General features: G+C 57.7%; 21 protein-coding genes and 1 pseudogene. 11 read left to right on the top strand and 11 right to left on the bottom strand.

The features are described 5' to 3' along the window. Window positions 1-7: 7 nt before the first annotated feature. Both IB248_RS17710 and IB248_RS17715 read right to left on the bottom strand, forming a co-directional pair. Window positions 8-826, bottom strand: coding sequence for an ABC transporter ATP-binding protein (locus IB248_RS17710; protein WP_192241412.1), 819 nt, complete (start codon window positions 824-826; stop codon window positions 8-10). Window positions 827-914: 88 nt separating this feature from the next. After that, complete coding sequence (locus IB248_RS17715) at window positions 915-1,928, bottom strand: ABC transporter substrate-binding protein (RefSeq protein ID WP_192241413.1); 1,014 nt, start codon at window positions 1,926-1,928, stop codon at window positions 915-917. 341 nt (window positions 1,929-2,269) lie between these two features. Here IB248_RS17715 and IB248_RS32385 point away from each other — a divergent pair, with 341 nt between their 5' ends. Further along, complete coding sequence (locus IB248_RS32385; protein WP_348648608.1) at window positions 2,270-2,392, top strand: hypothetical protein; 123 nt, start codon at window positions 2,270-2,272, stop codon at window positions 2,390-2,392. Between the two features lie 91 nt (window positions 2,393-2,483). Here IB248_RS32385 and IB248_RS17720 read toward each other — a convergent pair. Both IB248_RS17720 and IB248_RS17725 read right to left on the bottom strand, forming a co-directional pair. Beyond that, window positions 2,484-2,721 (bottom strand): annotated as a pseudogene (locus IB248_RS17720) (transposase); the annotation flags it as partial. A gap of 81 nt (window positions 2,722-2,802) precedes the next feature. Further along, on the bottom strand, window positions 2,803-4,494 hold the full coding sequence (locus IB248_RS17725) for an ATP-binding protein (protein ID WP_192241414.1): 1,692 nt from the start codon (window positions 4,492-4,494) through the stop codon (window positions 2,803-2,805). A gap of 645 nt (window positions 4,495-5,139) precedes the next feature. On the opposite strand from IB248_RS17725, the gene IB248_RS17730 reads away from it, so the two are divergent. After that, window positions 5,140-6,102, top strand: coding sequence for a hypothetical protein (locus tag IB248_RS17730; protein WP_192241415.1), 963 nt, complete (start codon window positions 5,140-5,142; stop codon window positions 6,100-6,102). A 269-nt stretch (window positions 6,103-6,371) separates the two neighbouring features. Here the strand turns inward: IB248_RS17730 and IB248_RS17735 are convergent, their stop codons facing one another. From IB248_RS17735 to IB248_RS17755, 5 genes are all read right to left on the bottom strand, one after another. Further along, window positions 6,372-6,968, bottom strand: a complete 597-nt coding sequence (locus IB248_RS17735) for a response regulator (protein ID WP_192241416.1) — start codon at window positions 6,966-6,968, stop codon at window positions 6,372-6,374. A 724-nt stretch (window positions 6,969-7,692) separates the two neighbouring features. After that, window positions 7,693-8,352, bottom strand: a complete 660-nt coding sequence (locus IB248_RS17740) for a helix-turn-helix transcriptional regulator (protein ID WP_246779268.1) — start codon at window positions 8,350-8,352, stop codon at window positions 7,693-7,695. A 668-nt stretch (window positions 8,353-9,020) separates the two neighbouring features. Further along, a complete protein-coding gene (locus tag IB248_RS17745) occupies window positions 9,021-10,790 on the bottom strand; it encodes an adenylate/guanylate cyclase domain-containing protein (RefSeq protein ID WP_192241417.1) in 1,770 nt (589 codons plus the stop codon). A gap of 165 nt (window positions 10,791-10,955) precedes the next feature. Then, window positions 10,956-11,501, bottom strand: a complete 546-nt coding sequence (locus tag IB248_RS17750) for a transcriptional regulator (protein ID WP_169682464.1) — start codon at window positions 11,499-11,501, stop codon at window positions 10,956-10,958. 463 nt (window positions 11,502-11,964) lie between these two features. Next, on the bottom strand, window positions 11,965-13,065 hold the full coding sequence (locus tag IB248_RS17755; protein WP_029792672.1) for a GSU2403 family nucleotidyltransferase fold protein: 1,101 nt from the start codon (window positions 13,063-13,065) through the stop codon (window positions 11,965-11,967). 529 nt (window positions 13,066-13,594) lie between these two features. On the opposite strand from IB248_RS17755, the gene IB248_RS17760 reads away from it, so the two are divergent. The 3 genes from IB248_RS17760 to IB248_RS17770 are packed head-to-tail and all read left to right on the top strand — an operon-like array spanning window position 13,595 to window position 17,109. After that, entirely contained in the window at window positions 13,595-16,033 is a 2,439-nt protein-coding gene (locus IB248_RS17760; RefSeq protein ID WP_192241418.1) for an arylsulfatase, read from the top strand. After that, window positions 16,030-16,713 (top strand): hypothetical protein, encoded by a 684-nt coding sequence (locus IB248_RS17765; RefSeq protein WP_192241419.1) that lies wholly within the window; start codon window positions 16,030-16,032, stop codon window positions 16,711-16,713. Before IB248_RS17760 ends, IB248_RS17765 begins: the two co-directional genes overlap by 4 nt. A 48-nt stretch (window positions 16,714-16,761) precedes the next feature. Then, a complete protein-coding gene (locus IB248_RS17770; RefSeq protein WP_025659554.1) occupies window positions 16,762-17,109 on the top strand; it encodes a hypothetical protein in 348 nt (115 codons plus the stop codon). Between the two features lie 134 nt (window positions 17,110-17,243). Here IB248_RS17770 and IB248_RS17775 read toward each other — a convergent pair whose 3' ends face one another. Then, window positions 17,244-17,834: a pyridoxamine 5'-phosphate oxidase family protein gene (locus IB248_RS17775; RefSeq protein ID WP_192241420.1), complete on the bottom strand. Its 591-nt coding sequence runs from the start codon at window positions 17,832-17,834 to the stop codon at window positions 17,244-17,246. 738 nt (window positions 17,835-18,572) lie between these two features. Next, a complete protein-coding gene (locus IB248_RS17785) occupies window positions 18,573-19,523 on the bottom strand; it encodes a LysR family transcriptional regulator (RefSeq protein ID WP_169682479.1) in 951 nt (316 codons plus the stop codon). A 96-nt stretch (window positions 19,524-19,619) separates the two neighbouring features. On the opposite strand from IB248_RS17785, the gene IB248_RS17790 reads away from it, so the two are divergent. The 6 genes from IB248_RS17790 to IB248_RS17815 all read left to right on the top strand — a co-directional run bounded on the left by IB248_RS17790 (window position 19,620) and on the right by IB248_RS17815 (window position 25,308). Then, window positions 19,620-20,495 (top strand): dioxygenase, encoded by an 876-nt coding sequence (locus IB248_RS17790; RefSeq protein ID WP_192241422.1) that lies wholly within the window; start codon window positions 19,620-19,622, stop codon window positions 20,493-20,495. Further along, window positions 20,492-21,553 carry a maleylacetate reductase gene (locus IB248_RS17795; RefSeq protein ID WP_192241423.1) on the top strand — a complete coding sequence of 354 codons (1,062 nt, stop codon included), beginning with the start codon at window positions 20,492-20,494 and terminating at the stop codon, window positions 21,551-21,553. Before IB248_RS17790 ends, IB248_RS17795 begins: the two co-directional genes overlap by 4 nt. A gap of 54 nt (window positions 21,554-21,607) precedes the next feature. Further along, a complete protein-coding gene (locus IB248_RS17800) occupies window positions 21,608-22,888 on the top strand; it encodes an ABC transporter substrate-binding protein (RefSeq protein ID WP_192241424.1) in 1,281 nt (426 codons plus the stop codon). Window positions 22,889-23,016: 128 nt separating this feature from the next. Beyond that, window positions 23,017-23,736 (top strand): ABC transporter ATP-binding protein, encoded by a 720-nt coding sequence (locus tag IB248_RS17805; protein WP_192241425.1) that lies wholly within the window; start codon window positions 23,017-23,019, stop codon window positions 23,734-23,736. After that, complete coding sequence (locus IB248_RS17810; protein WP_192241426.1) at window positions 23,736-24,458, top strand: ABC transporter ATP-binding protein; 723 nt, start codon at window positions 23,736-23,738, stop codon at window positions 24,456-24,458. The genes IB248_RS17805 and IB248_RS17810 overlap by 1 nt, the downstream gene beginning before the upstream one ends. Beyond that, a complete protein-coding gene (locus tag IB248_RS17815) occupies window positions 24,445-25,308 on the top strand; it encodes a branched-chain amino acid ABC transporter permease (protein WP_169682491.1) in 864 nt (287 codons plus the stop codon). The genes IB248_RS17810 and IB248_RS17815 overlap by 14 nt, the downstream gene beginning before the upstream one ends. The last annotated feature ends 5 nt before the right edge of the window (window positions 25,309-25,313 follow it).

Raw genomic sequence — 25,313 nt, forward strand, 5'->3', positions numbered from 1 at the left:
TCCTCCCTTAGGCTGCTTCGCTTGCGCGCCTATAGCTGGTCTCGACCTCTTGCCGCAGGTCGTCCCAGATCGTCTTGCAGTAGTCGATGAAGGTCTGGTCATAACGGATCTCAGACACAACGCGCGGGCGGGGCAGGTCGATCGTGTAAACCGACTTTACGGTCGCCGGACCTGCGGTCAGCACGTAAACCTTGTCGGCGAGCGCGACGGCCTCTTCGAGGTCGTGGGTGACGAAAATGACCGACGCCTTGCGGTCCGCCCAAAGCTTCAGGAGTTCTTCGTGCATTACAGTGCGGGTCTGGACGTCCAAGGCCGAGAACGGCTCGTCCATTAGCAGGATTTCAGGTTCGTTGATGAACGTCTGCGCGAGCGAAACGCGCTTGCGCATCCCTCCGGATAGCTGATGGGGATAGTGATGGCTGAATTTGGATAGCCCGACGCGCGCGAGCCAATCCTTTGCGCCTTTCTCGGCTTCAGCCCGCGACTTGCCACGGAAGAGCGGACCGGACATGACGTTGTCGAGGACGTTCTTCCAGGGGAAGAGAGCGTCGGTCTGGAACACGAAGCCAACACGAGGGTCTATGCCGTTGATTGGGCCGCCCATCAAGCGAACTTCACCTGCACTAGGCTTCGCAAGACCTGTGACCAGATTGAGAGTGGTCGACTTGCCGCAACCCGTTGGGCCGACGACCGCAACGAACTCTCCGCGGCCAACCGTCATGTTGAAATCGCGCAGTGCCGTCAATGACTTTCCGGTCGGGGAAACAAAGCGACGGCTGACATTGATCAGCTCGATCGCGGGGATCTGCTTGTTGTCCTGATTCATGGTGATACCTGTGCGTGGTTTTGGGGGCGCACACGCGATGCCCAGGGTGGGAGCCACTTCCGACTGGACGGAAGTGGCGCAACGTGACTTACTTTACGTTCTTTACGAACTCAGTCGTGTAAGTCTTTGACAAGTCGATCTGCTTGCCTTTGACGTTCTTCGAGAATTCCGAAAGGACCGCCAGGACTGTCTTGGGGCCGTCTTCCGGCATCACGCCGTCTGGCGTGAACATTCCCTTGCCCTGGTCGAGTGCCTTGACGTACCCGTCCTTGTCGCCGACGTAGAAGTCCTTAGGCATCTTTTCAGCGATCTCGGCCGCCGAGTGCGTGTTGATGTAGCGGAGTGTCTTCACGAACGCATTGGCCAGCTTCTGGGCCTCGTCCTTGTGAGCATCCGCCCAGGAGGTTTCGACGTAGAACGATGCCGCCGGATAGGTGCCGCCAAGCGCCTGTCGCGTCGCCTCGACGGTTCGCATGTCGACGAGGACAGTTGCTTCTCCTGTCTTCAACATGCGCGAGATCGTCGGCTCGGTCGTCATCCCACCCTGGATCTGATCCTGCTGCATGGCGGCGATGAATGTCGCGCCTGCGCCTACGGGGATGGTGACGACGTCGCCGGGCCGCAACCCAGCCTTCGAGGCCATGTAGAGGGTCAAGAAATTGGTGGACGAGCCAAGGCCCGTTACGCCAAGGCTCTTACCTTTGAAGTCTGCCGGCGACTTGATGTCCGGTTGCTTCGTGGAGACGAGCTCAACTTCGCCTGGTGCCTGGCTGAACTGGACGATGGACTCGACGAACTTTCCCTTGGCCTGAAGGTCGACACAGTGGTCGTAGAAACCAACAACGCCCTGGACGGCACCGGCTAGCAATTGGTTCTCGGCGTCGACGCCTGCGGCTTCATTCAGAAGCTCGACGTCCAGGCCTTCATCCTTGAAGTATCCGAGGGACTCGGCGAGCTTTGCGGGCAGGTAGATTTGCTTCTCGTAACCGCCAACCATGATGGTGATCTTGTCAGCGGCGCGGGCCGTGGATGCACCAAACGACGCGGCGGCGATCATTGCGGAAACAGCGATGCTATTAAAAAGACTGCGTGACGAACGCATTAAGGTCTCCTCCAGTATGAGTTACGCATCGCCTGTCATCACGATACAAGTGCTTCCTCCACGATGCAGCTCGTTGGTAGCCGCTCGAAGCTTTCAACTAGCTTTCAGTGGTTCGGCTAGCGCGATAGGGCCTTCGTAGAAAGGCACAATCTTACGAAAGCGTATAATCGTGGACAGAGTGCGGAGATTTTTAGGGCCGCCGTTCTTTGGGATCGCCACGCCCCCCCGCGGCCTCGATGAATTTCGTTCCCGCCCGGGAAACATTGCCAGCCCGGCATGCGCCGGCCTAGCCCCGAACCTTTCTGATCAACCTCGATCGGTCAACGGATCGAGGAAAACACATGGCATTTCTTCTCAGCCACATCGGACTCGATTTTGAAAGGGTATCGGCGATAGACGGGCCAAGCTCCAGCATCCGATCGATGACTTCGACGAGCGCGGCCCGCGACACCGACGCAGACTAAATCCCTACGAGATTGGCTGTTTTCTCGGCCGCGCCGAGTGGTAATCCGCTCGTTTTCAACGGAGCTCCGCGGTAGAATTCACGCGGCCATTTCAGTTCTGTGCGGGCTTGATGCCGCCGATGCCCATACTGGGCCGTTCGTTGTTGTAGGTTGTTAGCCACTGCGTGGCAAATTTCGGTGCCCCCTCAATGCCTTCGATGATGTGTTGGTCGAGCCATTCATGTCGGACGGTTCGGTTATAGCGTTCGACATAGGCATTCTGCTTCGGCTTGCCCGGTTTGGATGCGGCTCAATGCAATCCCCCGTTTCTTCGCCCATTCCATGAGCTTGCTGCGCCATCCGATACTCGATTTCAGCAGGACAACCGTGGGCGCTTTGGTCGCCTTCTAGCGACGGCAACATCAACGCCTTTAGGACTGCTTTGTCTCGCGGTGACATCGAGCCTCGTCGGCTGTAACCTGCTGCCGCCGGTTTGACGACGCTATCACGCGCGGCGCCTTTGGCAACACTATCTCGAAGATCGCTCCCCGACCTTGATGGTTCTGGCCAGAAAGCTCCCCTCCAGCGCGTTCTATGATACGGCGAGAAAGTGAAAGGCCCAAACCCATACCCGATACTTTAGTCGTCGAAAATGGGACAAAGAGGCTCTGCAGCATTTTCTCCTCGATACCAGGTCCCCGATCCCGTACTCGGATAGAAATACGATCGTCAGTGCGCCGAGCGCTGATCGCGACAATCCGGTCTTTGGCGTCAAGATGCTCGCCCACCTCCAACGCATTGCGAACGAGATTGTAAACGACCTGTTCAAATTCAACTCTGCCGATTTTGCAAAGCAGCGGTCCCTCGTCGAAATCGAGTGCGATTTCGAAACCACACTCTACGAACAGAGCTTCCATGAGGGTGACAACCTCACGTATCGCCGCAACTATGTCGGTGCAGGCTGTGTCTGTTGGCTTCGGGCTTACGAAGCTTCGAACATTCCTGATGATTTCGCTCGCTCTCTGCGCGTCTTTCACGTTCGAGGAAAGAATGCTCGTCACGTTCGCCTGGGGTGTCGACATGGCATTCATCAGCTTCACACCAGTTTGGCTGTTGATGAGAATAGCTGTCAGTGGCTGAATCAGCTCGTGAGCAATTGCTGCCGCCATTTCCCCAATCGCGTAGACTCGCGACGCATGTTCGTGCCGCTTTTCCAGTTCGAGGCGGTTAATATTCGCTTTCGCGAGGCGCTCGGCCTCTCGCAGGCGCCGCGTGACCTGTCCTTGGTGGAGAGCATATGAAGACAGGCCCGCTATAAGTATGGAGAATGTGGAGAAGACGTACAGCATGCTGTTGTCGAAAATCGCGTCCAGGGCGATTGGTTTTTCAACATTGATGCTCGTTTTCAAGAAATTGTCGTTTGGTTTTTGATATATATCGCCGATATAAACCTCAATACGGCGTTCTATTGTTGAAAGTATAAACGAGTTGTTCTTTTTCGTGGATACATTGGAGAATAAAGTCAACTCGCCCGACGTCCAGGTAACCTTTGGGCAATTATCGACTAAAGATGGCTTGAGCATTTCTCGAGAATCGATCGTGATTATGATGGAGAAATGATTTTTGTAGTTACGGACGTGCTCGACGAGGTAGTATTTGTTCTCTAATGTACTATCAACAACAACTTGAACCTGACCATGGTGGCCTGCTAAGGCCTCAAACAGCTTTGCAGATTTCAGTATCGAGCTCTCCCCCTCGGTGGGCACTTGCACGATAGGTTTCAGTCGCACCTTCTCGTCCGGCTCCATTTCGTACCACGCTATGCCAGATATTTGCGGGTACCGGGCGTGGAGGTTCTCCGCGAGATTCGTAAAAGACGCGATAGAACGGCTACGTGGAGCGTCCGCTACCATCGTAAGTGATTGCATGAAGCCAAAGTTCTGGCTGTTCCGACTAACTGCCAGACGCTCAAGGCTTTGGGCGTAGGAAGCAATGTTGCTCTCAACTTTGTCTATATGGAAAAATATCAATACTATTGTAGATAGAATCTGAAGAGCGACCCAAATCAGGATGGCGGGCAATGCCAAATTAACTGCGGTTCTCAATCGCTGGGAAGCAAACAAGCTTGCAATCTCTGAAGTTAGAATAATGTTACAGGTCGTCGGGAGCGAAGGTGGCGCTGACGACGAATGCCCGCATCGGTATATTTACCTAGATACAACCTCTAACAATTGCTGACTTAAGAATTTATCCTCGATGCGGCAGATGAGGATGGAACGAAATGGCTCAGCTAAATCGTCGATCGTGAAGAACTCGCTGTCAGGCGGAGAGATGCAGCATTGGTCGGTTCTGGCTCGTGAGGGAGGCTAACAGCCACAAAAATAGCGTGAACCACGGGCGCACGGCTCGTCATCCGACAGGCTGAAGCTGTGGTGAGCGAAACCAAGTGGTACCGCGACGGTACGAGGAATACTCGCGATGAATTGACCGACCAAGGTCGGGAGGCCCCAGAATCGAGATACAGGCAATCGCTTCGAAGCCATGATCATGTGTGGAGCGCGTTGAACGGCAATCGTTGCGGGAGTTGTGATACTAGCGACCCCGCAAGGTTGGCTCGACCGAATTAAGGCCAATGGCAGCAAACTTGCGCCCCGAGATCGCGGGGCGCTTCGTTATGTCTGAGCGTTCCCGCTTCTGCTGCATGTTATAGCGTCAAAAAGGGAGGCAAAGCGATTTCAAGACGCCCGGTTTATCTTATGGGGTTGGCGATGGCGGCCATCGCGGCGACTTGGTTGGCCGCCGCGTTTGCTGTTGAAAAGCAGCAGGAGTACAACGGCTTTTTCGACAAGGCCTTGTACGAATATGGGGTATTGATCAATTACATCTACACCAGCAAATTTGATCGACATGATGATAGGGCGTCGGAGTTCAGGGTTTCCATAGACGATGCCGTGCCAGCGGCTGTTGCGCGACATATCCGCGCCGCGTACACGTTTCTTGCTCGGGTGAGCGGGCGTTCGGTCATCTTTGATGTGGGGACCAAAAACGTCTTCGACCAGAGCGACCGCTACGTCTACGTAGGCAGGCAAGCAGCTGGTGCCAATCCCCATGCTCAGCAAAACCCATTTGTACAGAAACTCAGCTTGTCTCTCGAACGGATTTTTCCCAACAAAACTCACGACTTGTTTTGGAGGTATCAATCCGCGTCATTGACTCAGTTCTTCGGGACGCCGCTTTTCTTTAATTCTGAGTTCGCCTCAATCGACTACAAATCGGTAATCAACGAACGCAAGACTTACGCTCTAAAGAATACAAATATAGAAAAAACAGCGATATACGTAAATGTCCCAGATATTCAGGGGTTAGAAGAGTCGGAACTTAATGAATTCATAAGATACATTACGATTCAGGAGATATTTCAAGAGTATAACCTTGCTGCTGATGTGCTAAGCGACGGTTTTAAGGTTAAAACAATTCTATATGACCATGACAATATTCTTGGACAATTGGACGGATCTGAAAGAATTAGGGAACAGAGGCGCAATGTTGCTCTAGGATATTGTCCATATGACGTCATATTGACAGATCAACTTTATGAATCCGGAAACGAAATCTCTCCAGTTCCGTTGGGAACATTAAAATTTCTTTATCTGTACACCAAGGCGTACTGGTATTATTTCACAAGTGCTTCGGAATTGTTCGACAACAGATGTTGGTGGAGATTGTCTTGAAGGTCATGTCCGGGCTGTTCCCGGGATCGTGGCTCGCGCCATAGCAAGGTGCCGATATCGCCGCCAGGTCTCATCTTTCGGGTCGCGGAAGGAGACTGTCCTTCATTGGCATAAGAAGGTCGAGCAGGATTACAGCGCGGCTTCAAAGGTCAATCCGTTGACCTGAATACTCGGTAGTATCGCATCCCTCATCGATTTGTCGTCGTCACTGAGGTAAAGCAGATCTCGGCAGCGTTTCGTTGTCTTCGTTCCGCACTAAAGTCAGCCAGCTATACGGATGCTAACATCTGAATATGGACGAACTCAGCAACGGACCGTGTACCCAGTTTGGTGGAAATGTTGGCGCGATGTGCATCGACGGTTCGGGTGGAAATAGCAAGCACCTTCGCAATCTCTTTGGTGCCGAATCCGCGACACAACAAGTCGAATACCTCCCGCTCTCGCAGCGTGAGCTGATGCACTAGAAGGCTCGCTTCGTCGCGTTCCAGGAGTGTTTCCAGTTGTGCGAACGCTGGCTTGAGCGCTTCCCGTAGCTCGTCGCCACCAATGGGCTTGCAGAGGAAATCGACCGCGCCGGCGCGAAATGCCGCTCGGCAACTTTCGAGATCTCTGGTTCCGGTGACGACAATGATGGGCCAGTAAATACACGCCTTAGTCAACTCCGTTTGCAGTTCCAACCCACCCTTCGCCGGCATATGTAGATCAAGCAAGATACAGCCCGGCTTCAAATTCGGCAGGCTGGACAGAAAAGCGTTGCAGTCGGGAAAACCCATGGCGATCAACCCGCCGACGTGCAAATTCAGCAGAATCGCATCCCTGATCGATTCATCATCATCGATGAGATAGACCGGATTTCGCTGAACCATTTACGAATACCATCACAACTGCATTAAAAATGAAATCTCAGGAAGATACCGCGTTTCCAGCTGCAATTGGTAGAGGCGCCAGGTAGGTAAACATACCGATGCGCACGTTGCTGAGCTGCTAGAGCCTCTAGGAGCAAATGCCACAAACGCCTTCATCTCCTGATCCGAGAGCGTAAACGGCTCGGTGCATTGCCGGACGGGCGGGTTGTAACGCCGAATTCAGAAACCTGTCTATCTGGTTGGTTTCTCCATGCACAACCGAAAAACAGGCGCGTTAAGGCCAAGCCCTTGACTTAGTTGGCCCACCACTTATTCATCTGTTCAGGCAGGCTGACTTAAAGGTCGCTGTCATGTCAACCAAGGCCCTACGGCTTAGGTCTCGTACACCACGGTAATGGACAACTCATCAAGGCCCGGCGAAAGCTGGGCCTTATGCTTTTGGTGTTCGTACTTTATGGTAGAGGCACATCCGCGCAAAATAGCTCAGATTCCTGCGGGAGATCGACTTCTCATCAATCACGAGAGCACTTCCATCCGCACAGAGCAACCGTCATCAAGGGGTACGAGGCAGTAAACAGCAGCCCATTTGCGACCATCTGTGGTTTCCATAGTGTCGCGTCTATCTGAGGGGACCGATCTCGGCGCGCCCAGAGTTGCGGGGCTTATGCCTTCAGTCTTCGCGCATTGCTGAGGTTGGGTGGTAGCGTTGCAATGGGCAGCAGCGTCATAAGACTTTCTGTTTGTAAGCTTGCACAACCGCCTGAACCCTGTTGTATGCATTCAACTTGCGCATAGCCGATTTTAGGTACGTGTTAATTGTTGATCCGGACAGGGACAGGATGATCGCAGTTTCTTCACTGGTCTTACCCGCGGCCGCCCAACGCAGGCACTCAATCTCGCGCTGAGATAGCGGCGATCTTTGTCTTGAGGCAACAGATTGCCTGAAGTAACTGTTAATTGCAGCAAGGCATTTCATCAGAACAGAATTACTATTATGGTATTGATGCGGGGTTGATGTAAATATTAATAGATATTTACTGTCTTCCGGGTCGTGTATGCAGAAGGCGGAAAGTCTGTTTCCCAAATTAGACATGATGAATACTGAATCGTTGCAAGTTTCTATTCTGGTTTCTAGCTCTATTTCCATCGGCAACGTCGAAAGCTTGACAAGATCCAGGAGTTTCGTTTGAAAAACGCTTTCCTTGCATATTTGAAGAATAGCGTCCTTTGACCAATCTGTGCCAATAAGCATGTCAGAAAAATTGGCAGTGCCAGCGTCGGGAAATTTGAGGACCGCATACGATTTGAAATGCTCCTCGTCGCATATCTTTTTTAGATCGGCGCAGAGCGTAGCAGTGCAAGGGTGCTTAACGAACAGCGTCATACGGAAATGCACCTAGTTACTTGGCCGGAATCCGCACCACACCCGCCATTCGGCTGTAGTCTGCAAAGGCGGCCCGTGTCTGAAGTAGCCCATCAAAAACCGCTTGAAAATGCTCTCTAAATTCGCATCTGAAATCTCCTTGCCGGTGGATGTGGCACAATATCCTTACATCCCGCTTTTCCTCTTGTATCTTCGTAGCTTTACCTACGTGGATCGGCGCGGCTTGGCGCGAACCTCTGCTGCTGTCTCAGCGCTCATCGGCGCGTTTGAAGCTGCTGGCGTCTTCTCTCATTGGCAGCCCCGGTGCAGTGGACTCGCCAGGTCGGTTCCAGTCGATAACGCTATGCACCGAAGTCTGTTCTACCAGGCGCTTAACCACCATGGGTGAGGCGTTGCCGTCAGATGCTCATCGGAGTGGCATTGAATATCTCCTTGGTGAGCGGATCTGCGGTCTGAGCCCATGGCAGCCGGAATGCTCTGCAGGGTTTGTTGGAATAAGGGTCTTGATCTCCGAACAGCTCGCCGTGCTTGAGAAGGAGCTTCGATACCCGCCGCGCAAGATGCCCTCGCTTCTCGACTGATGACAATTCCGGGTGTCGGCGCAATTTGCGCCACAGCGCTGGAAGCATTAGCGCCGCCGCGGATCAGGCTGTATACTGCCGCGTCAATTAGGTGAGACCGGCTTTGCGCAGGCCGTCCACAACGCGCTCGAAATCGGCAGGGTTCTTGTAGGGCAGCACCTTGCGCCGGTGCTCCAGTGAATAATCAGGGTTGATGCGGAACACTCCGTCCCACTCCTCGCGCGCCTCCGCGAAGCGGCCCAAGTGACCATAGCTCGCCGCTAGCAACACGCGTGAGATGTCGGTGCCGGGATTGCGCACAAGCCGACGCTTCAGGAAGGCAACAGCTTCCTCGTACCTGCCCAACTGAAACATCGCCTGCGCGTGGAAGTGCAGGAAGATGTCGGGATAATATGGATTCAGCGCAACTGCGCGCTCGAAACAGACGAGGGCCTCGTCGGACCGGCCCGCATAATGCAGAGCGTTGCCGAGGCTTTCATGGCCCTCGGCAAGATTGGGGGCAAGCGCGATCACGCGTTCAGCCTCGCGGATGGCCACGTCAAGTCGTCGCAGGTACAAGTTGGTGACGCCCAGCGCCCAATGCGCGTAGGGATATCGATCGTCGAGCGCGACCGCCTGCGTCGCAGACTCGATCGCCTGTTGCAGTGACTTCGAGGGCGATTGGCTCCACTGGTTGACGTAGGCCAGTGCCTGCGCCACGGCGAGGAACGCGTGGGCCGGGGCAAAGTTGGGGTCCAGATCGATGGCGCGCTGCAACAATTGCTGGCCCTCAACATTCTGCTCTCTCGTGAGCCGCCACATATGTTCACGACCCCGCAGGAAGCAGTCATAGGCCTCCAGATTTTGTGTCTGCTCGGCCGCGAGGCGCTGCTGGTCTCCCGCCGTCAGCTTGAGTTCCAAAGCACCGACGATCTGCTGCGTGACGTCATCCTGCACTGCGAAGATATCGCTCAGGTCGCGATCGAAACGCTCAGCCCACTGATGCCCGCCAGTGGTCGCATCGATGAGCTGCGCGGTGATCCTTACCTTATTGCCTGATTTGCGAACGCTTCCCTCCAGCACGTAACGCACGTTGAGATTGCGCCCCACCTCCTGCACGTTCACGCTCCGGCCCTTGAAAGTAAATGATGAGTTGCGAGCAATGACAAACAGCTGCGACAGCTTCGATAGCGCAGTAATGATATCTTCGGAGATGCCGTCGGCGAAGTACTCCTGCTCGGCATCGCCGCTCATGTTGACGAAGGGCAGCACGGCAATCGAAAGCTCAGGCGGCGATTCGGCCGGAGCATGAGCCACGGCGCCTGCGCTTACTGCTGGCTTTGCCTCCGCAGCGGCACTGACCTGAAGCGAATAGACCCGGATGGGCTCGGCGATGTTCTTGAGCTGCATCACTCCAAGATCGCTGACGGAGAGATCGAGCCTCGCCTTGACCTGGCGATAGGCATCCTCGGACAGGCAAATGGCGCTGGGGGTCGCGATACCCTCGAGACGGGAGGCAATGTTGACGCCATCACCCATCAGGTCGCCATCGCTTTCCTCTACTACGTCCCCCAGATGGATGCCGATCCGGAACTCGATGCGCCGATCCTGCTGAACGCCGGCATTGCGCTCGGCCATGCCATTCTGTACCTCGATGGCGCAGCGCACGGCATCGACAACGCTGCGGAATTCGACCAGCGCTCCATCTCCGGTGCGCTTGATAACGCGGCCATTGTGCACGGCGATGGTTGGATCGATCAGGTCGCTGCGCAGTGCCCGCAACCTTGCAAGGGTGCGATCTTCGTCCTCGCTGGCGAGCCGGCTATATCCGACTACATCAGCGGCCAGAATTGCAGCCAGCTTGCGATTCTCGCTCATAGGGTCATCCCCCATCTCCACGATAGCAGGAAGACAGAGACAGGAGAACGTCCGCTCGGAGCGATCTCTTCTGAGATCAGGTTCTCTGGTGCATCTGCGACCTACAACCTGTTCGCCGACGATGTCTGCTTTGGAGCAACGGCAAAGCTTGCAGCAACGGACGCGTCAATCGTGGCAGGAGGCCGCAATTTTCCTGGCGGCAGCCTGGACAAGCCCGAGCCGTTTCAGCTCGAGGCGTGCGTCGGGAAGGGCGCGATGAGCCGGATTGACAGGTTCCGACTGGGCGATGACATCGGCGACGAAACCCGGAATATCGACGTTTGCGCTATCGGCGCCAAGGATGGCAGACGCCACCTCGATGAAGAGATCGTCTGATTTCCGAAGCCGCAATGCATGGCGTGGCTTTCCTCCACCCCGAAGCAGTGCGCTGAGCCACTTCCCGTCCCAGGAGGGCGAACTCGCATAAAGCTCGTGCCCCGAAAGCTCTGCCATCAATTCCCCCACGACGAGTTCGATGTCGCTTCCATCTTCCTGCAGGCGGTCGCGCGAAATACCGTGGATCTTCTCCGCATCTGCGGACCAGTCCGTCCATCCGGACTTCGGTTTGATCAGGAATGACCGCGAGCGCCCATCCTCGAAGACCCAGGCGATCTCGACGGGGTAGCTGTGCTTGCTGAGGGAGGAGGCTTCGAAGTCGAGGAATACGATCATCGCCAGTAGGTAGGGCGTGATGGAAATGGTCGCAATCCCGAGTCCGCGATCGGAGCCCTTTCTCTTCGATCGGTCTGAGCTTGCCCTGCTCGAATATCCCACTCACGACCATAGTTGGGGCACGTTAGCTCGCCAGCAGTGTTTTTCGGTTTGCTGGTAGGGATGGGCAGCATTCTTGCGTGTCGCGTCCAGTGCCGGACTACCTATAGCCGAGCCGAAGCGGTTGGCCCCTGGCTGTCGCGGGGTTTGCCTGGCTGCTTGAGTTTGATGAGCTCGCATCGCACGATTTGAGCACAAGGCATCGATGGGTGCTTCGACCATCTCGGCGGTGCCGAAATCAAAACATCGTTTCTTCGCAACTCGCGATGCAGTTGAGGGTGTTGCTGATTGCGAGTAAAAGTATAAAGTGCAGTAACTTCAAGTTGAATATTCCGTTGCAAATCAATGCGCGATGAGCAACCCTTCAGACGTTATGCTCATTGGATAGACGGGCCTTTTCCACTTCCTCTAGCGGCAGAATGCCAAACGTGCGATGGACGGCCGGTTCATATTGGTTGTGAACCGCATCAACGCCCGCCGTGATCGCACTCCTCCATGACGGCCCTCGACCCCACGCCTCACGCAAAGCGGCAGCCAGTTCCCGACCATAGGCAGTTTCTTGCAGTGCCTCGAAAAGCATTCCGGCCTGGCGCAAGTCTTTGTCCTTCTTTGCCCGCCCACCGGCATCATTGAGGCGACGACCAGCGACAATGAGCTTATGGACCGCGAACCGCGACGGATCGGGCACAACGACTGAGACACCGGCACCATGCAGCAGGATCGTTCGGACCGGATCACGGATCAGGAAATCCATGTATCGGAGCGGTTCCGCCGCAGCTCCGCCGAGCGCGGGCATGTTCGCCGGTTGATCAGCGTATTCCTCCGATCCCCGGTTTGTCGTCAGGAACTCGACGCGGTAGCCGCTATCATTCCGGAAAGCATTAGAGCGGGGCGATCCGGATATATGCGGGAGCGCCCGGAATGACGGATCGATACCTTGCAGCAGTTCCACAACTGGCGGCATGGAATCTGCCACTTCCCCCGAGATCGCGTAATCTTGGGCAATGTCGGCATCACCCGTCAGGATCGCGGCCATTGGTAGGCGCACGCCAAGGTATGCCGCATAGCATTGAAAGGCGACCGTTCCCACCAAGACGCCACGAAGCCGGAAAAGACCGGCTGCAGCCAGCGCCTCGACGACCGCGCCCGTGAAACGATCCGGCGCGATCATACCGGCTTCGCGCGTCAGGGCTGAGACCATTTTTCGCCGGTTCTGGTAATCGTCCTTTTCAGCCCTGAACGTTGCGACCCGAGCGGAGATTTCGGTATCGTCAGCGGGTCCGACATAACGCCGCTTTTGACCGCCCGCGCCGTCTGGTTCATCGAAATACCAGTATTTGCGATTATCGACTGTTACCGGGACGAAGCGACCCGTCGGAGGAAAGTCGGCCGACCATTGAGCATCGAACGTCCGCTGTTGGAGTTCCGCTACCATCGTGCGAAACATGAGGTCAATTTGCTTCATGAGATCGGCTCCTATACCAGTTCCACAAATCTAGTATAGCCAACTCGTTTGGGCAAGCTGCATCGCCCAGCTGGCGGTCTATACTGTTTCCGCAAATCTAGTATAGCCGCCGTTTGGCCGCGCTGATGGACCTCGATCGGGTACTCAAAGATCGTGGCCGAACTCGCGGCTGCCGTCAAAGGCGATGTAGTCCTCATGGCCTTCTCCCGGCCATGTTTCACGCCATTTGTATCGCGGCGCTGGGCCATTCTCCCCTTGGCCAAAGTGTCAACATTTGTCGTTCTTGTTCGTCGGCGGATTAGCGCCTCTTTCGGCGGCGTCCCCAAACAATTCGCCGTCAGTAATTCGTTGACCGTTCCAGCGAAATCAAGGGTTCCCTATTCTGTCAACTTATTAGCCCACCGGTATCAAGTCCTCGGAGCTATGGATCCCAATGGGTTCACGGCCCTTGGCGCACGAATTAATTGATGCAAATTAGCAACCTCTAATTTATAATCGTGCCTTGCGATGTTTGCGGCAGGGGGGCGTCATGAAAATTGGCCGGAGCATGCTTGCGGGTGCGGGCTTCCTAGCCCTTGGTTGTGTCCCAGGATGGGCTTGGGCTCAACAGGTAACGGGTACACCAGGGTCGCCCGGAGCCACCACCACCATTACCGGAAAACAACTTCCCTCGCCCGATCCGAATTTTGGCGGCGCAATAAAGCAGAAGGCGTCGGAATCGACACCATGGTGGGCCCCGCGCATCGTGCCACCAAAAGGGGCGCCCAACGTGCTGCTCATCATGACGGACGATCAGGGGTTCGGTGCACCGAGCACCTTTGGTGGGGTGATCCCTACGCCCGCGATGGATCGCGTCGCGAAGGAAGGGCTGCGCTTCACGAATTTCCACTCCACGTCGCTCTGTTCGCCGACGCGGGCTGCCCTGATCACCGGACGCAACCATCATTCGGTCGGCTTCGGGGTCGTGGGTGAAATCGCGACGGGGTATCCCGGCTACGATTCCATTATCCCTATCGAGAAGGGCACCATCGGTACCATCCTGAAGGAAAACGGTTATGCCACGTCGTGGTTCGGCAAGAACCACAATACACCGTCCTATCAGTCGAGCCAGGCGGGTCCCTTCAACCAGTGGCCGAACGGCATGGGCTTCGAGTACTTCTACGGCTTCGTCGGCGGCGATGCTAGCCAGTGGCAACCGAACCTGTATCGCAACACCACAGCCATCTACCCTTTCGAAGGCAATCCGGGCTGGAACCTCGAGACGGCAATGGCCGATGAAGCGATCGGATACATCAAGCAATTGAAGGAGATTGCCCCCGGTAAGCCATGGCTCGTCTACTACGTGCCGGGCGCAACCCACGCGCCTCATCATCCGACGCCAGAGTGGATCAAGAAGATCAGTGACATGCATTTGTTCGACGACGGCTGGAACAAGGTGCGGGAGACGATCTTCGCCAACCAGAAGCGGCTCGGCATCATGCCTCAGGATGCCAGGCTGACCCCTTGGCCGGACGGCCTGCCGCAATGGGATTCCTTGAGTTTCGATGAGAAGAAGCTGTTCATCCGTCAAGCGGATATCTACGGCGCCTATCTTGCCTATGCCGACCACGAGATTGGGCGCGTCGTCCAGGCGGTCGATGACCTCGGCGAACTCGACAACACGTTGATCATCTATATCGGCGGCGACAATGGGGCGAGCGCGGAGGGCATGGTCAACGGCACTCCGAACGAGTTCACGACCTTCAACGGTGTCTCGGTGCCGGTCAAGGACCAGTTCCTCTGGTATCCCTTCTGGGGCTCGGAGCGAACCTTCCCGCACTATGCGGCCGGGTGGGCCTGGGCGATGGATACACCGTTCAAGTGGGTCAAGCAGGTGCCCTCGCATTTCGGGGGAACCTCGCAGGGCGTCGTCATGTCGTGGCCCGGCCATATCACCGACGCCGGCGGCGTGCGCCGTCAGTTCCACCACGTGATCGATATCGTGCCGACCATACTCGAGGCATCAGGCATTTCGGCGCCGGACATGATCAATGGCATTCCACAGAGTCCGATCGAGGGTGTCAGCATGGTCTACACCTGGGACAAGGCCAACGCGAATACTCCGACACGGCACGAGACCCAATATTTCGAGATGCTCGGCAACCGCGCCATCTATCACGACGGCTGGGTGGCGGCGACGACGCCGGCCACGCTGCCATGGGAACTCAGCACCAAGACGCCGCCTGATGTGATTACCGGCTACAACTGGGAACTCTACAATGTCGTCGATGATCCGACAGAGGCCAACGATTTGGCGTCAGCCTCGCCCGACAAGCTGAAACAGATGCAGGACCTCTTCTACTCCGAGGCAAAGAAGTACAACGTGCTGCCGCTCGACAACTCGACGCTTACCCGCTGGAATACGCCACGCCCGAACCTCACGGCCGGTCGAACGGAATTCAGCTATTCCGGAGAACTGAGCGGCGTGCCAGCGAGTGCGGCCCCCGACATCATGAACAAATCCTACACAATCACCGCCGATGTCGATATTCCCGAGGGCGGTGCGGAGGGCATGATCGTCACGGAAGGCGGGCGCTTCGGCGGCTACGGCCTGTTCCTGAGCAAGGGCGATTTCGGCGTTGGCCGGGGCAGGGTGGTCTTCCTCTACAACTTGCTCGACCTCAAGCGGACCATGTGGGAAGGCCCCGAACTGGAAGTAGGCAAACACCGGGTCACCTTTGACTACAAGGCGGACGGCACCAATCTCGGTACAGGCGGCATGGGCGTCCTCTCCGTCGACGGAAAGGAGGTGGCCCGCAACTCCCTGGAACATGGCATTCCGGTGACTTTTCCCGAGGACGAGACCTTCGACGTCGGCCTTGATACGCGCACAGGCGTGGCGCTCTTGGAATATCGCTACGACACACCATTCAAGTTCACCGGCAAGATCGACAAGCTGACCTTTGAGCTCGGGAGAAGCAACCAATGAGCCTCAAGCACACGATCATCACCCTTGGCATCACCCTTGGTGTAGCCGCGAACCTCGGCATTCTGACGTCGTCGACGTCGATCGCCGAGGATGCCATCACCGCGCCAGCGACGAAGTCCATTGGCACCTCGAGCACGCAGAAGACGGAACTGGTTCCGTCGCTTATCGTAATGAACTCCGATGGTGCGACCTTAAAGGGCGACACGCTGACGCTGACGAGCATTTCCAACAACTCGATCCTGTTCGCCGACCGACCGGTGCGCTCCGCCGGACATGCGCTGACCACGCACTTGCTGGAAGAGTGGGCTCAGGGCGGAAGCTTCGAGAAGGATCCGCCAAACGCCACCGTCTCGGTGCTGAACAAGGACGCGTCGAGCGTTGAGGACGCCGTCGTCGTCTTGAAGGAACCGAAGCTCGAGGGCGCGAACCTGACGTTCAAAGTGGATATACTGGAGGGCAGCCTCGCCAAGGCAGATGGCCCGGCATCGATTTTCATCGACATTATTGGCATGCCGAGGACCCCGCGATCCTTTGCGGGTGTGGCACGACGAACTGCTTATCGGGGAGCATGGTACGGAGCGGCTGCCGCTGGTGCGGCCGCGGCCGCCTACGACCGTCCCTATTACCGGCCCTACTACCCGCCGCCAGGCTGCGGATACTATCCGCTGCCACCGTGCTAGTGTTGCCACGTCCTCGTGACCCAGCTGTCCGAGAGGAGGATCGGCGTGATGAACAGGGCACTGGCTGTCGCGGCTATCGGTGAAATTGTGACTGGCCTGGCGCTGGTCGCCATTCCCGCACTCGTCGGTGAACTTCTGCTTGGGGAGGCCCTGGTCGGCGTGGCGGCGGCCGCCGCGCGTGTCGCCGGCATCGCGCTGATCGGACTGGGGATCGCCTGTTGGCGGAGCAAACCCCTTGAGGGCATGCTCTCTTACAGTATCCTTGTGACCTTCTATCTCGCCTATCTCGGTTTAGCTCACGGAATGACCGGTATTCTGCTTTGGCCAGCTGTGGTCCTGCATGCTGTCCTTTCGCTTTTGCTGGCACGTATCTGGTGGGGCGATGCGATCAAGTGAGTTTCGCCGCGACAGTCTGGCCAAGCGGTATTTGAATGCGACCATCTCGACCCACGGTCGTGGCGGGTTCGGCTCAGTCGGCATGTTTACAGTCGCATATGTCCGTTTCTTCAAGCAAATTCTCGACCGGATACTCAAGGATTGATCGAGCGAGCGGACACCAGTACGCCCGTGTCATTGTAGATAAACTCGGCCCTTCGGTTATTGTCCCGCTCCAACATGAACCAATCCAATGTTTCGACCTGGAAGGTCAGTATTCCGAAAACCGCTTTCCCGGTGGTGTCGCCTGATGCAGCCATGGGCACTTGTATGTCATTGCCCAATGCGTCTCCGGGCGGTCCACCTGTATAGGTTCTACGGGTCCACTCCGATAGCTTTGTCCAAGCCTCCTCTGCCTGCTCACTGAAAGGTCCATGAAGCGTCGCCGTCCCCTTTAGACGAAGCTGCAATCTCGTTCGGTTGCAGAATCCAAGAACCGTGACACAGGCATTTGATTTTATCTCGCTCCACTTTCGGCTTCGAATATCGGTATGGAACTCCAAGAGGCGGCCACGTCTGTCTGCCTTTCGCAGCACGACCATGCGTGCTTGCGGCCGCAACGATGTGTCGACCGAACACAGGCTCACCTGCCTGAAACTTGACTCTGGACTGAGGGCACCGTTCTCAAGTTCGCTCCACGCCGATGCTTCCACCTCGAGCAGGCTTGCTTCTTCTTCGATATCCAAATTATTGGCTCCTGCCAGAACCTTGGGGGCTCATGCTCGCTCTATCCTTTAATAGCGCGCCTGTGATCCCAGGAGAAAACAGTTCTTCGCGTGATTGTCGGTAGAAAAACTATGTCTTCGAAGACGCGCCTCAATGGCTTTTGAGATCGTGGCTGGCAGACAGTTCGTCATGGAACTGTCATAAATGGCACGAACTGATTCGACATGACCGAGGTCACCGGCGCTCTTTTTGTCAGGACGGAACATATTGACGACAACTCCACTCCGACCGGCGCTTGGCAGCTCCCTTGAAGATACGGTCGAACAGGCAGGCGCACTGTGCTTTCGCCAGGTTGAGTCTGGTGGCGAGCCTGAGGTCTTGCTTATTTCCAGCCGTCGTACCGGAGACTGGGGTATTCCCAAAGGGCACATGGAATCTGGGGAGACTGCATCCGAGGGCGCCGTGCGCGAAGCTTTTGAGGAGGCAGGCGTTCGTGGCATCGTGACGAGGGATCCGGTTGGATCCTTCAGTTACCAAAAATCCGGAACCTCTTCGATCTTTCGTGTTCGCTTGTATCGCATTCGCGTTACCACGACCTTCGACGATTTTCCCGAGAAAGGTCAACGCATCCTACGTTGATTGCGGCGAATGAGGTTGCCCATCCGGACTTGCGCGGTCTGATTTCGATCGCCTTTTCTGTCACTGACTGCCACGCCAAAGTTTAGGAGCCTTGTTTCGGCGGGGTAATGCAAAGCTGTTCAAAGCCCCCAGATGACAGCCTCTTCATGGCGTTTGATGAGGTGGCGGAGATCCTGAAAACCGGTTCGGATGAAGGAGGCGAATTGTTCGACGGCGGGCGTCCTTGGGGCGTCCGTCCTCTTCAGGATCGCCAGCGCCCGCTCCGGGTGGGGAATGTTCACCGGCAGGGCAGTGATCGTCTTTTCCTTGCGTTGCGCGAAAACGACGCTGTGCGGCATCACGGTCAGCGCATCTGCCGATTTCAGATAGTTGATCACTGCCATAAGCGACCCGCCTGAATAGCGGATCTTGATCTCGGTCGCGCCGAAGGAGAGCAGCAGCGCGCGAAGGTCCGTCATCAGTGGACTTCCGGGCGGCGGGGCGACCCAGGGATAATCAAGCAGATGGCTCGGCTGCGGCCGGCGTTTCAAGAGCAGCGGATGCGTCACGCGGCAGGCAATGACGTTGCGGCCGGGCAGGATTTGCTGGAATTCCAGCCCGGAGCCCTCGTCGAGAATGTCGATCGGGCAGATGGCAAGGTCGATCTGGTCGGCTTTCAATGCGGCGCGCAGATCTGGGAAATAGCCGTAGCTTTGATCTATGCGCACATCGGGATGGTGTGCCTGGAATTCTGCGCAGAGCCCGGCGATCAGGGCATCCATGAAGAACGGCGTACCGCCGACGCGCACGACGCCGCTCTTGCCAACTCGGAAGCTTTCAAGGAGATCGGAAGCCTTGCGGGAGGCGGCCAGCATGACGAAGCCATGCTCTGCCAGTGCCAGGCCGAAGGGCGTCGGCTGCAGCGGTCGCCGGCCTTTGATGAACAGCGGTTCGCCGACGCGTTTCTCCAGCATGGAAAGTGTGCGCGATACGGCTGGCTGGGCGAGCCCGAGCAGGGCCGCGCCCTCCGTCACGCCGCCAGTCTTGACGACGGCAGCAAGCTGGATCAGGTGACGTTCATCGATCTTCATAACGATCTGTTATATTGAGCTGAAGCAAAATCATCAATCCATCCGCTTCCGGTTGTTATGATGGATTTATCAGACGGCGGAATGGGGAGGTGGAGCATGTCGTTGGGTGCCAAAGCGCTCACATTCAGCGAAGCGACATCGTCGGAAGCCTTCGCCGAGCGTTTTTCCACGGGTCCAGACAGCAATCTGCCGCGGCTGATCGCTGCCGCCGTAACCCATGTGCACGATCTCATCAAACAGTTCCGACCGACCCAGGACGAGTGGCGCAAGGTCATCGCCTTCCTAACGGAGGTCGGGCACGCGTCGGATGAGCGCCGCCAGGAATGGGTGCTGCTCTCCGACCTCATCGGTGCCTCCGCGCTGGTGGAAGAGATCAACACCCGCCGGCCGAAAGGCGCAACGCCGAACACCATTCGCGGCCCCTTCTTTCGCAACGACACACCGGGGCGCGCCTCCGGATCCTCCATCTCGCTCGATGGCATCGGGGAGCCGCTCGCCGTCTCGGTACGGGTGAATGATCTCGATGGGCTGCCGATCGGCGGCGCCGAGGTCGTGACCTGGCAGGCCAATTCCGAGGGATTTTACGAGAACCAGCAGCCCGACCTGCAACCCGAACACAATTTGCGCGGCCTGTTCCACACGGATGCGCAGGGCCACTTTGACTACCGTTCTGTCGTGCCCTCGGGCTACGGTGTACCGGATGATGGTCCGGTCGGGAGACTTTTTGCCGATACCGGCTATCCGCTGCGTCGCCCGGCGCACCTGCATTTTGTCATCCGCGCCAAGGGATTCGAGACGATCACCACCCATATTTATGATGCCAGCGACCCGCATCTTTCCGAGGATGCGCTGTTCGGCGTGCGGCCGGAACTTGTTTCCCGTTTCGAGCCCGCCGACGTCGATGGTAGGCACGGCAAGGCCGCAGACCTCACCTTTGTCATGGTTCGCGCCAAGCCGGGGAGGGCGTCATGACCCAACCCTTTTCCTATGCCGGCAGCCCGGCCCGCATCATCTTTGGTGAAGGCGCGAGAAGCCAGGTGGGCCAGTGGATCGAGAAAACCGGCTGCAGGCGGGCACTCGTTCTCTCGACCCCGCAACAGAAGGCGGATGCCGAGGCTCTAGCCCGTGAGATCGGCAACCTTGCCTGCGGCGTGTTTTCGGGTGCCACCATGCACACTCCGGTCGATGTGACGGAAGCAGCGGTGAAGGTGGCGGCTGAGACGCTGGCGGATTGTGTCGTCTCTCTCGGTGGCGGATCGACCACCGGGCTCGGCAAGGCGATCGCCTATCGAACCGACCTTCCGCAGATCGTCGTACCGACCACCTACGCCGGTTCGGAGGTCACGCCGATCCTCGGCCAGACGGAAGCCGGCCGCAAGACGACGATACGCGATGCGAAAATCCTGCCGGAGGTCGTCATTTACGATCCGGCACTGACCCTCGGCCTGCCGGTCGCCATGAGCATCACCAGCGGGCTCAATGCCATGGCCCATGCAATGGAAGGACTTTATGCGTCGGACCGCAATCCGATCTCGACGCTGATGGCGCTGGAGGGCCTGCGCGCCCTTGCCCGCAGCTTGCCGGAGATCGTCAACGCACCTCGCGATGTAAAAGCCCGCACTGACGCGCTCTATGGCGCCTGGCTCTGCGGCACGGTGCTTGGCACGGTCGGGATGGCGCTGCACCACAAGATCTGCCACACGCTCGGCGGCTCGTTCGATACGCCGCATGCAGAAACCCACGCGGTCATGCTGCCACATACAGTCGCCTTCAACGCCACTGCAGCCGCTCCGGAACTTGCCCCGGCTGCGGAGATTTTCGGCGGATCGATCGGTGGCGGGCTCTGGGATTTCGCAAAGGCGATCGGTGCGCCGTTGTCCTTGAAGGAATTCGGGTTGAGCGAGGCCGATCTTGATCGCGCCGCGTCAATCGCGGTCGAAAATCCCTACTGGAATCCGCGACCGATCGACAAGACGTCGATCCGGTCCTTGTTGCAGGACGCCTTCGAGGGGAGGCGGCCGACAGACTGACATTTGCATGCCGCTTTGCGCGCTCTTTGGGAGGAGAGGACAATGGGAGGAAGCATGTTTACCAGACGCGATTTTCTGAAGACGACGGCCGCCGGCGGGGCCGTTCTCGCCACATCGGGCCTTGCCGCCCCGGCGATCGCAAAGGACGTTGCCATCAAGCTCGGCTATGTCAGCCCGCAGACCGGCCCGCTCGCCGCCTTCGGCGAAGCCGACAAGTTCGTCATCGATGCCTTCCTGGCAACGACCAAGGGTATGGGCCTCAATTACGAGGTGGTGGTAAAGGACAGCCAGTCCAACCCCAACCGTGCGGCGGAAGTGGCAAAGGAACTGATCGTCGACAACGAGATCAACCTCATGCTGGTCTCCTCGACCCCGGAAACGACAAACCCGGTCTCGACCACTTGCGAGGCCGAGGAGGTGCCCTGCATCTCGACCGTCGCGCCCTGGCAGCCCTGGTTCATCGGCCAGCAGGGCAATCCCGGCGACCCGGCCTCATGGAAGCCGTTCAACTATGCCTACCACTTCTTCTGGGGGCTTGAGGATATCATCGCCGTCTTCACCGGGATGTGGGGCCAGATAGAGACCAACAAGAAGGTCGGCGGCCTCTTCCCGAACGATGGCGACGGCAATGCCTGGGGCGACAAGGTGGTAGGCTTCCCGCCCGTCTTGGAAAAGCTTGGCTATGGGCTGACCGATACCGGCCGCTACCAGAACCTGACGGACGATTTTTCCGCACAGATCAATGCCTTCAAGCAGGCCGGAACCGATATCCTGACCGGCGTGATGATCCCGCCTGACCTCACCACTTTCTGGAATCAGGCCAAGCAGCAGGGCCTGAAGCCGAAGATCGCTTCGATCGGCAAGGCGCTTCTCTTCCCGCAAACCGTGGAGGCGCTGGGCGATGCCGGTCATAACCTGTCGACCGAAGTCTGGTGGACGCCGAGCCATCCGTTCAAGTCGTCGCTGACGGGCGAAACGGCTGCGACCGTTGCAGAGGCCTTCACCAAGGCGACGGGGCGTCCGTGGACGCAGCCGATCGGCTTTGCCCACGCCCTGTTCGAGCTAGCGGTCGATGTGATGAAGCGCGCCGAGGACGTGGGCGATGGCGATGCGGTTGCCAAGGCCATCGGCAAGACCAAGCTCGATACGCTCGTTGGTCCGGTTGCCTGGGGCAGCGACAAGCTGCCGCCTTTTGCCCAGAAGAATATTGCCAAGACGCCGCTGGTCGGCGGCCAGTGGCGACTGAAATCGGGCGGCGGGTATGATCTCGTGGTTGTCGAAAACAGCCTGGCGCCGAATGTGCCGCTGGGCGGCAAGCTGGAGGCATTGGCCTAGGCTCTTCTCGGGGAGGAGGGGAACCGGACTTGTGGATTTGCTCTTGCCTCTCCCTGCGCGGGGAGAGGTGGCCCGTCAGGCCGGATAAGGGGTTTTCCCGGAAAGCCACATAAAGAACCGAGAACGTGATGCCCATACTGGAACTCAACGCTGTATCAAAATCCTTCGGCGCGCTCGTCGTTGCCGAAAACATCGGCTTTTGCGTGGAGCCGGGCGAGGCGCTCGGCGTCATTGGGCCGAATGGCGCCGGCAAATCGACCCTCTTCAATCTGATCAGCGGCAATCTTTCCGTCGCGACCGGCTCCATCCACTTCGATGGCCGTGACGTCACCCGTCAGCCCCCGATGCAGCGCTGCCTGGCCGGCATGGGCCGCACTTTCCAGATCCCGCAGCCTTTCGATCAGTTGACTGTTTATGAAAACCTTCTTGTCGCTGGCGCTTTTGGTGCGCAGGCGAGGGAAAGCGAGGTCGCCGGTCTTTGCGCTGATATTCTCGTGGAAACCGGTCTGATTGCCAAGGCCAACATGCCCGCGGGCTCGCTTACCCTCCTTGAACGCAAGCGGCTGGAGCTTGCCCGCGCGCTCGCCACAAAGCCGAAGCTTTTGCTGCTCGATGAAATCGCCGGCGGGCTGACCGAGGGCGAATGCCGCCAGCTGGTTGCCACCATCAAGCGCGTGCATCAGCGCGGCATCGCCGTCATCTGGATCGAGCATGTGCTGCACGCCTTGACCGCAGTCGCCGAGCGCATCCTCGTGTTGAATTTTGGCCGGGTGATCGGGGTCGGCGATCCGGAGACGATCATGGCCTCCAGCGAAGTACGCGAAATCTATCTGGGAATGGAGTTCTGATGCCAAGCCTCGTCGAAACCCGAGCCCTCACTGCCTTCTATGGCGACTTCCAGGCAATCTTCGGCGTCGATATCAGGCTCGACGCCGGTGAGACCGTCGCCGTGATCGGCGCAAACGGCGCCGGTAAATCGACCCTGATGCGCTCGATCGCGGGCATCATCACCAATCGCGCCGAGATGATCCTGCATCGCGGCGAACCGATCGGCGCGCTTGCCGCCCCCGATGTCGTGCGCCGCGGCATCGCGCTGGTGCCGGAAGGGCGAAAGCTGTTTTCCTCTCTCACCGTCGAGGAAAACCTGCAGGTCGGCGCTTACGGCCGCTCGGTGGACGGTCCCTGGACCCTCGACAGCATCTACCGGCTTTTTCCAATCCTGAAAGAGCGCCGCCGCAATCCGGCGACCGCGTTGTCTGGCGGCCAGCAGCAGATGGTGGCAATCGGCCGGGCGCTGATGTCGAACCCGGATATCCTGCTTTGCGACGAGCTGAGCCTCGGTCTTGCGCCCGTCGTCATCAAGGATATCTATGCCGCCTTCTCCAAGATTAGTGCCGCGGGCGCTGCCATCATCATCGTCGAGCAGGATATCGCCCAGGCGTTGAAGGTTGCCGACCGCGTCTATTGCATGATGGAGGGCCGCGTTACGCTGTCCGGTCAACCGGCGGAGTTCGATCGCGCCGATATCCATGCGGCCTATTTCGGAGCAGAGCCCAATGAGCTTCATTGATACGCTTCTGCAGGGTGTGCTGCTCGGTGGCCTCTATGCCCTTTTTGCCGCGGGCCTGAGCCTTGTCTTCGGCATTATGCGCCTCGTCAATCTGGCCCACGGCGACCTTATCGTGCTCGCGGCCTTCCTCATCCTTGTGATCGTCTCCACGCTCGGGCTCGATCCCTTCGTCGCCGCCGTTGTTGCAGCCCCGCTGATGTTCGCCCTCGGCTGGGTGCTGCAATATCATCTGCTGAACCGCACTCTGGGCAAGGATATCCTGCCGCCGCTGCTCGTCACCTTCGGCCTGTCGATCGTCATCCAGAACGGCCTCCTGGAAGGGTTCACCGCCGATAGCCGCCGCATCTCGGCCGGTGCGCTGGAAACGGCGTCTGTCAGTCTCGGCAACATCAGTGCCGGTGTGATGCCGCTGATCACCTTCGCGTCCGCGATATTGGTTATTGTCGCGCTCAACCAGCTGATCTATCGCACAGCGCTTGGCCGCGCCTTCCGCGCCACCTCCGATGACGTAGTGACCGCAAGTCTCATGGGTATCCGGCCGAACTCGATCTTCGCCATCGCCACCGGGCTTGCGATGGTGATCGTTACGATCGCGGCGCTCTATCTCGGCACGCGCGCGAATTTTGACCCGACGGCGGGGCCGGCGCGGCTGATCTACGCCTTCGAGGCTGTCATCATCGGCGGGCTTGGGTCACTCTGGGGCACGCTTGCCGGTGGCATCATCCTCGGTGTCGCTCAGACCGTCGGCGCGGCTATCAATCCGGAATGGCAGATCCTTGTCGGGCATATCGCCTTCCTTCTCGTGCTTCTCTTCCGGCCGCGCGGCCTGTTTCCCCGAGCAGCGGACTGAGACGC

The organism is Rhizobium sp. RHZ01, from assembly GCF_014851595.1.
Taxonomy (GTDB): Bacteria; Pseudomonadota; Alphaproteobacteria; order Rhizobiales; family Rhizobiaceae; genus Rhizobium; species Rhizobium altiplani.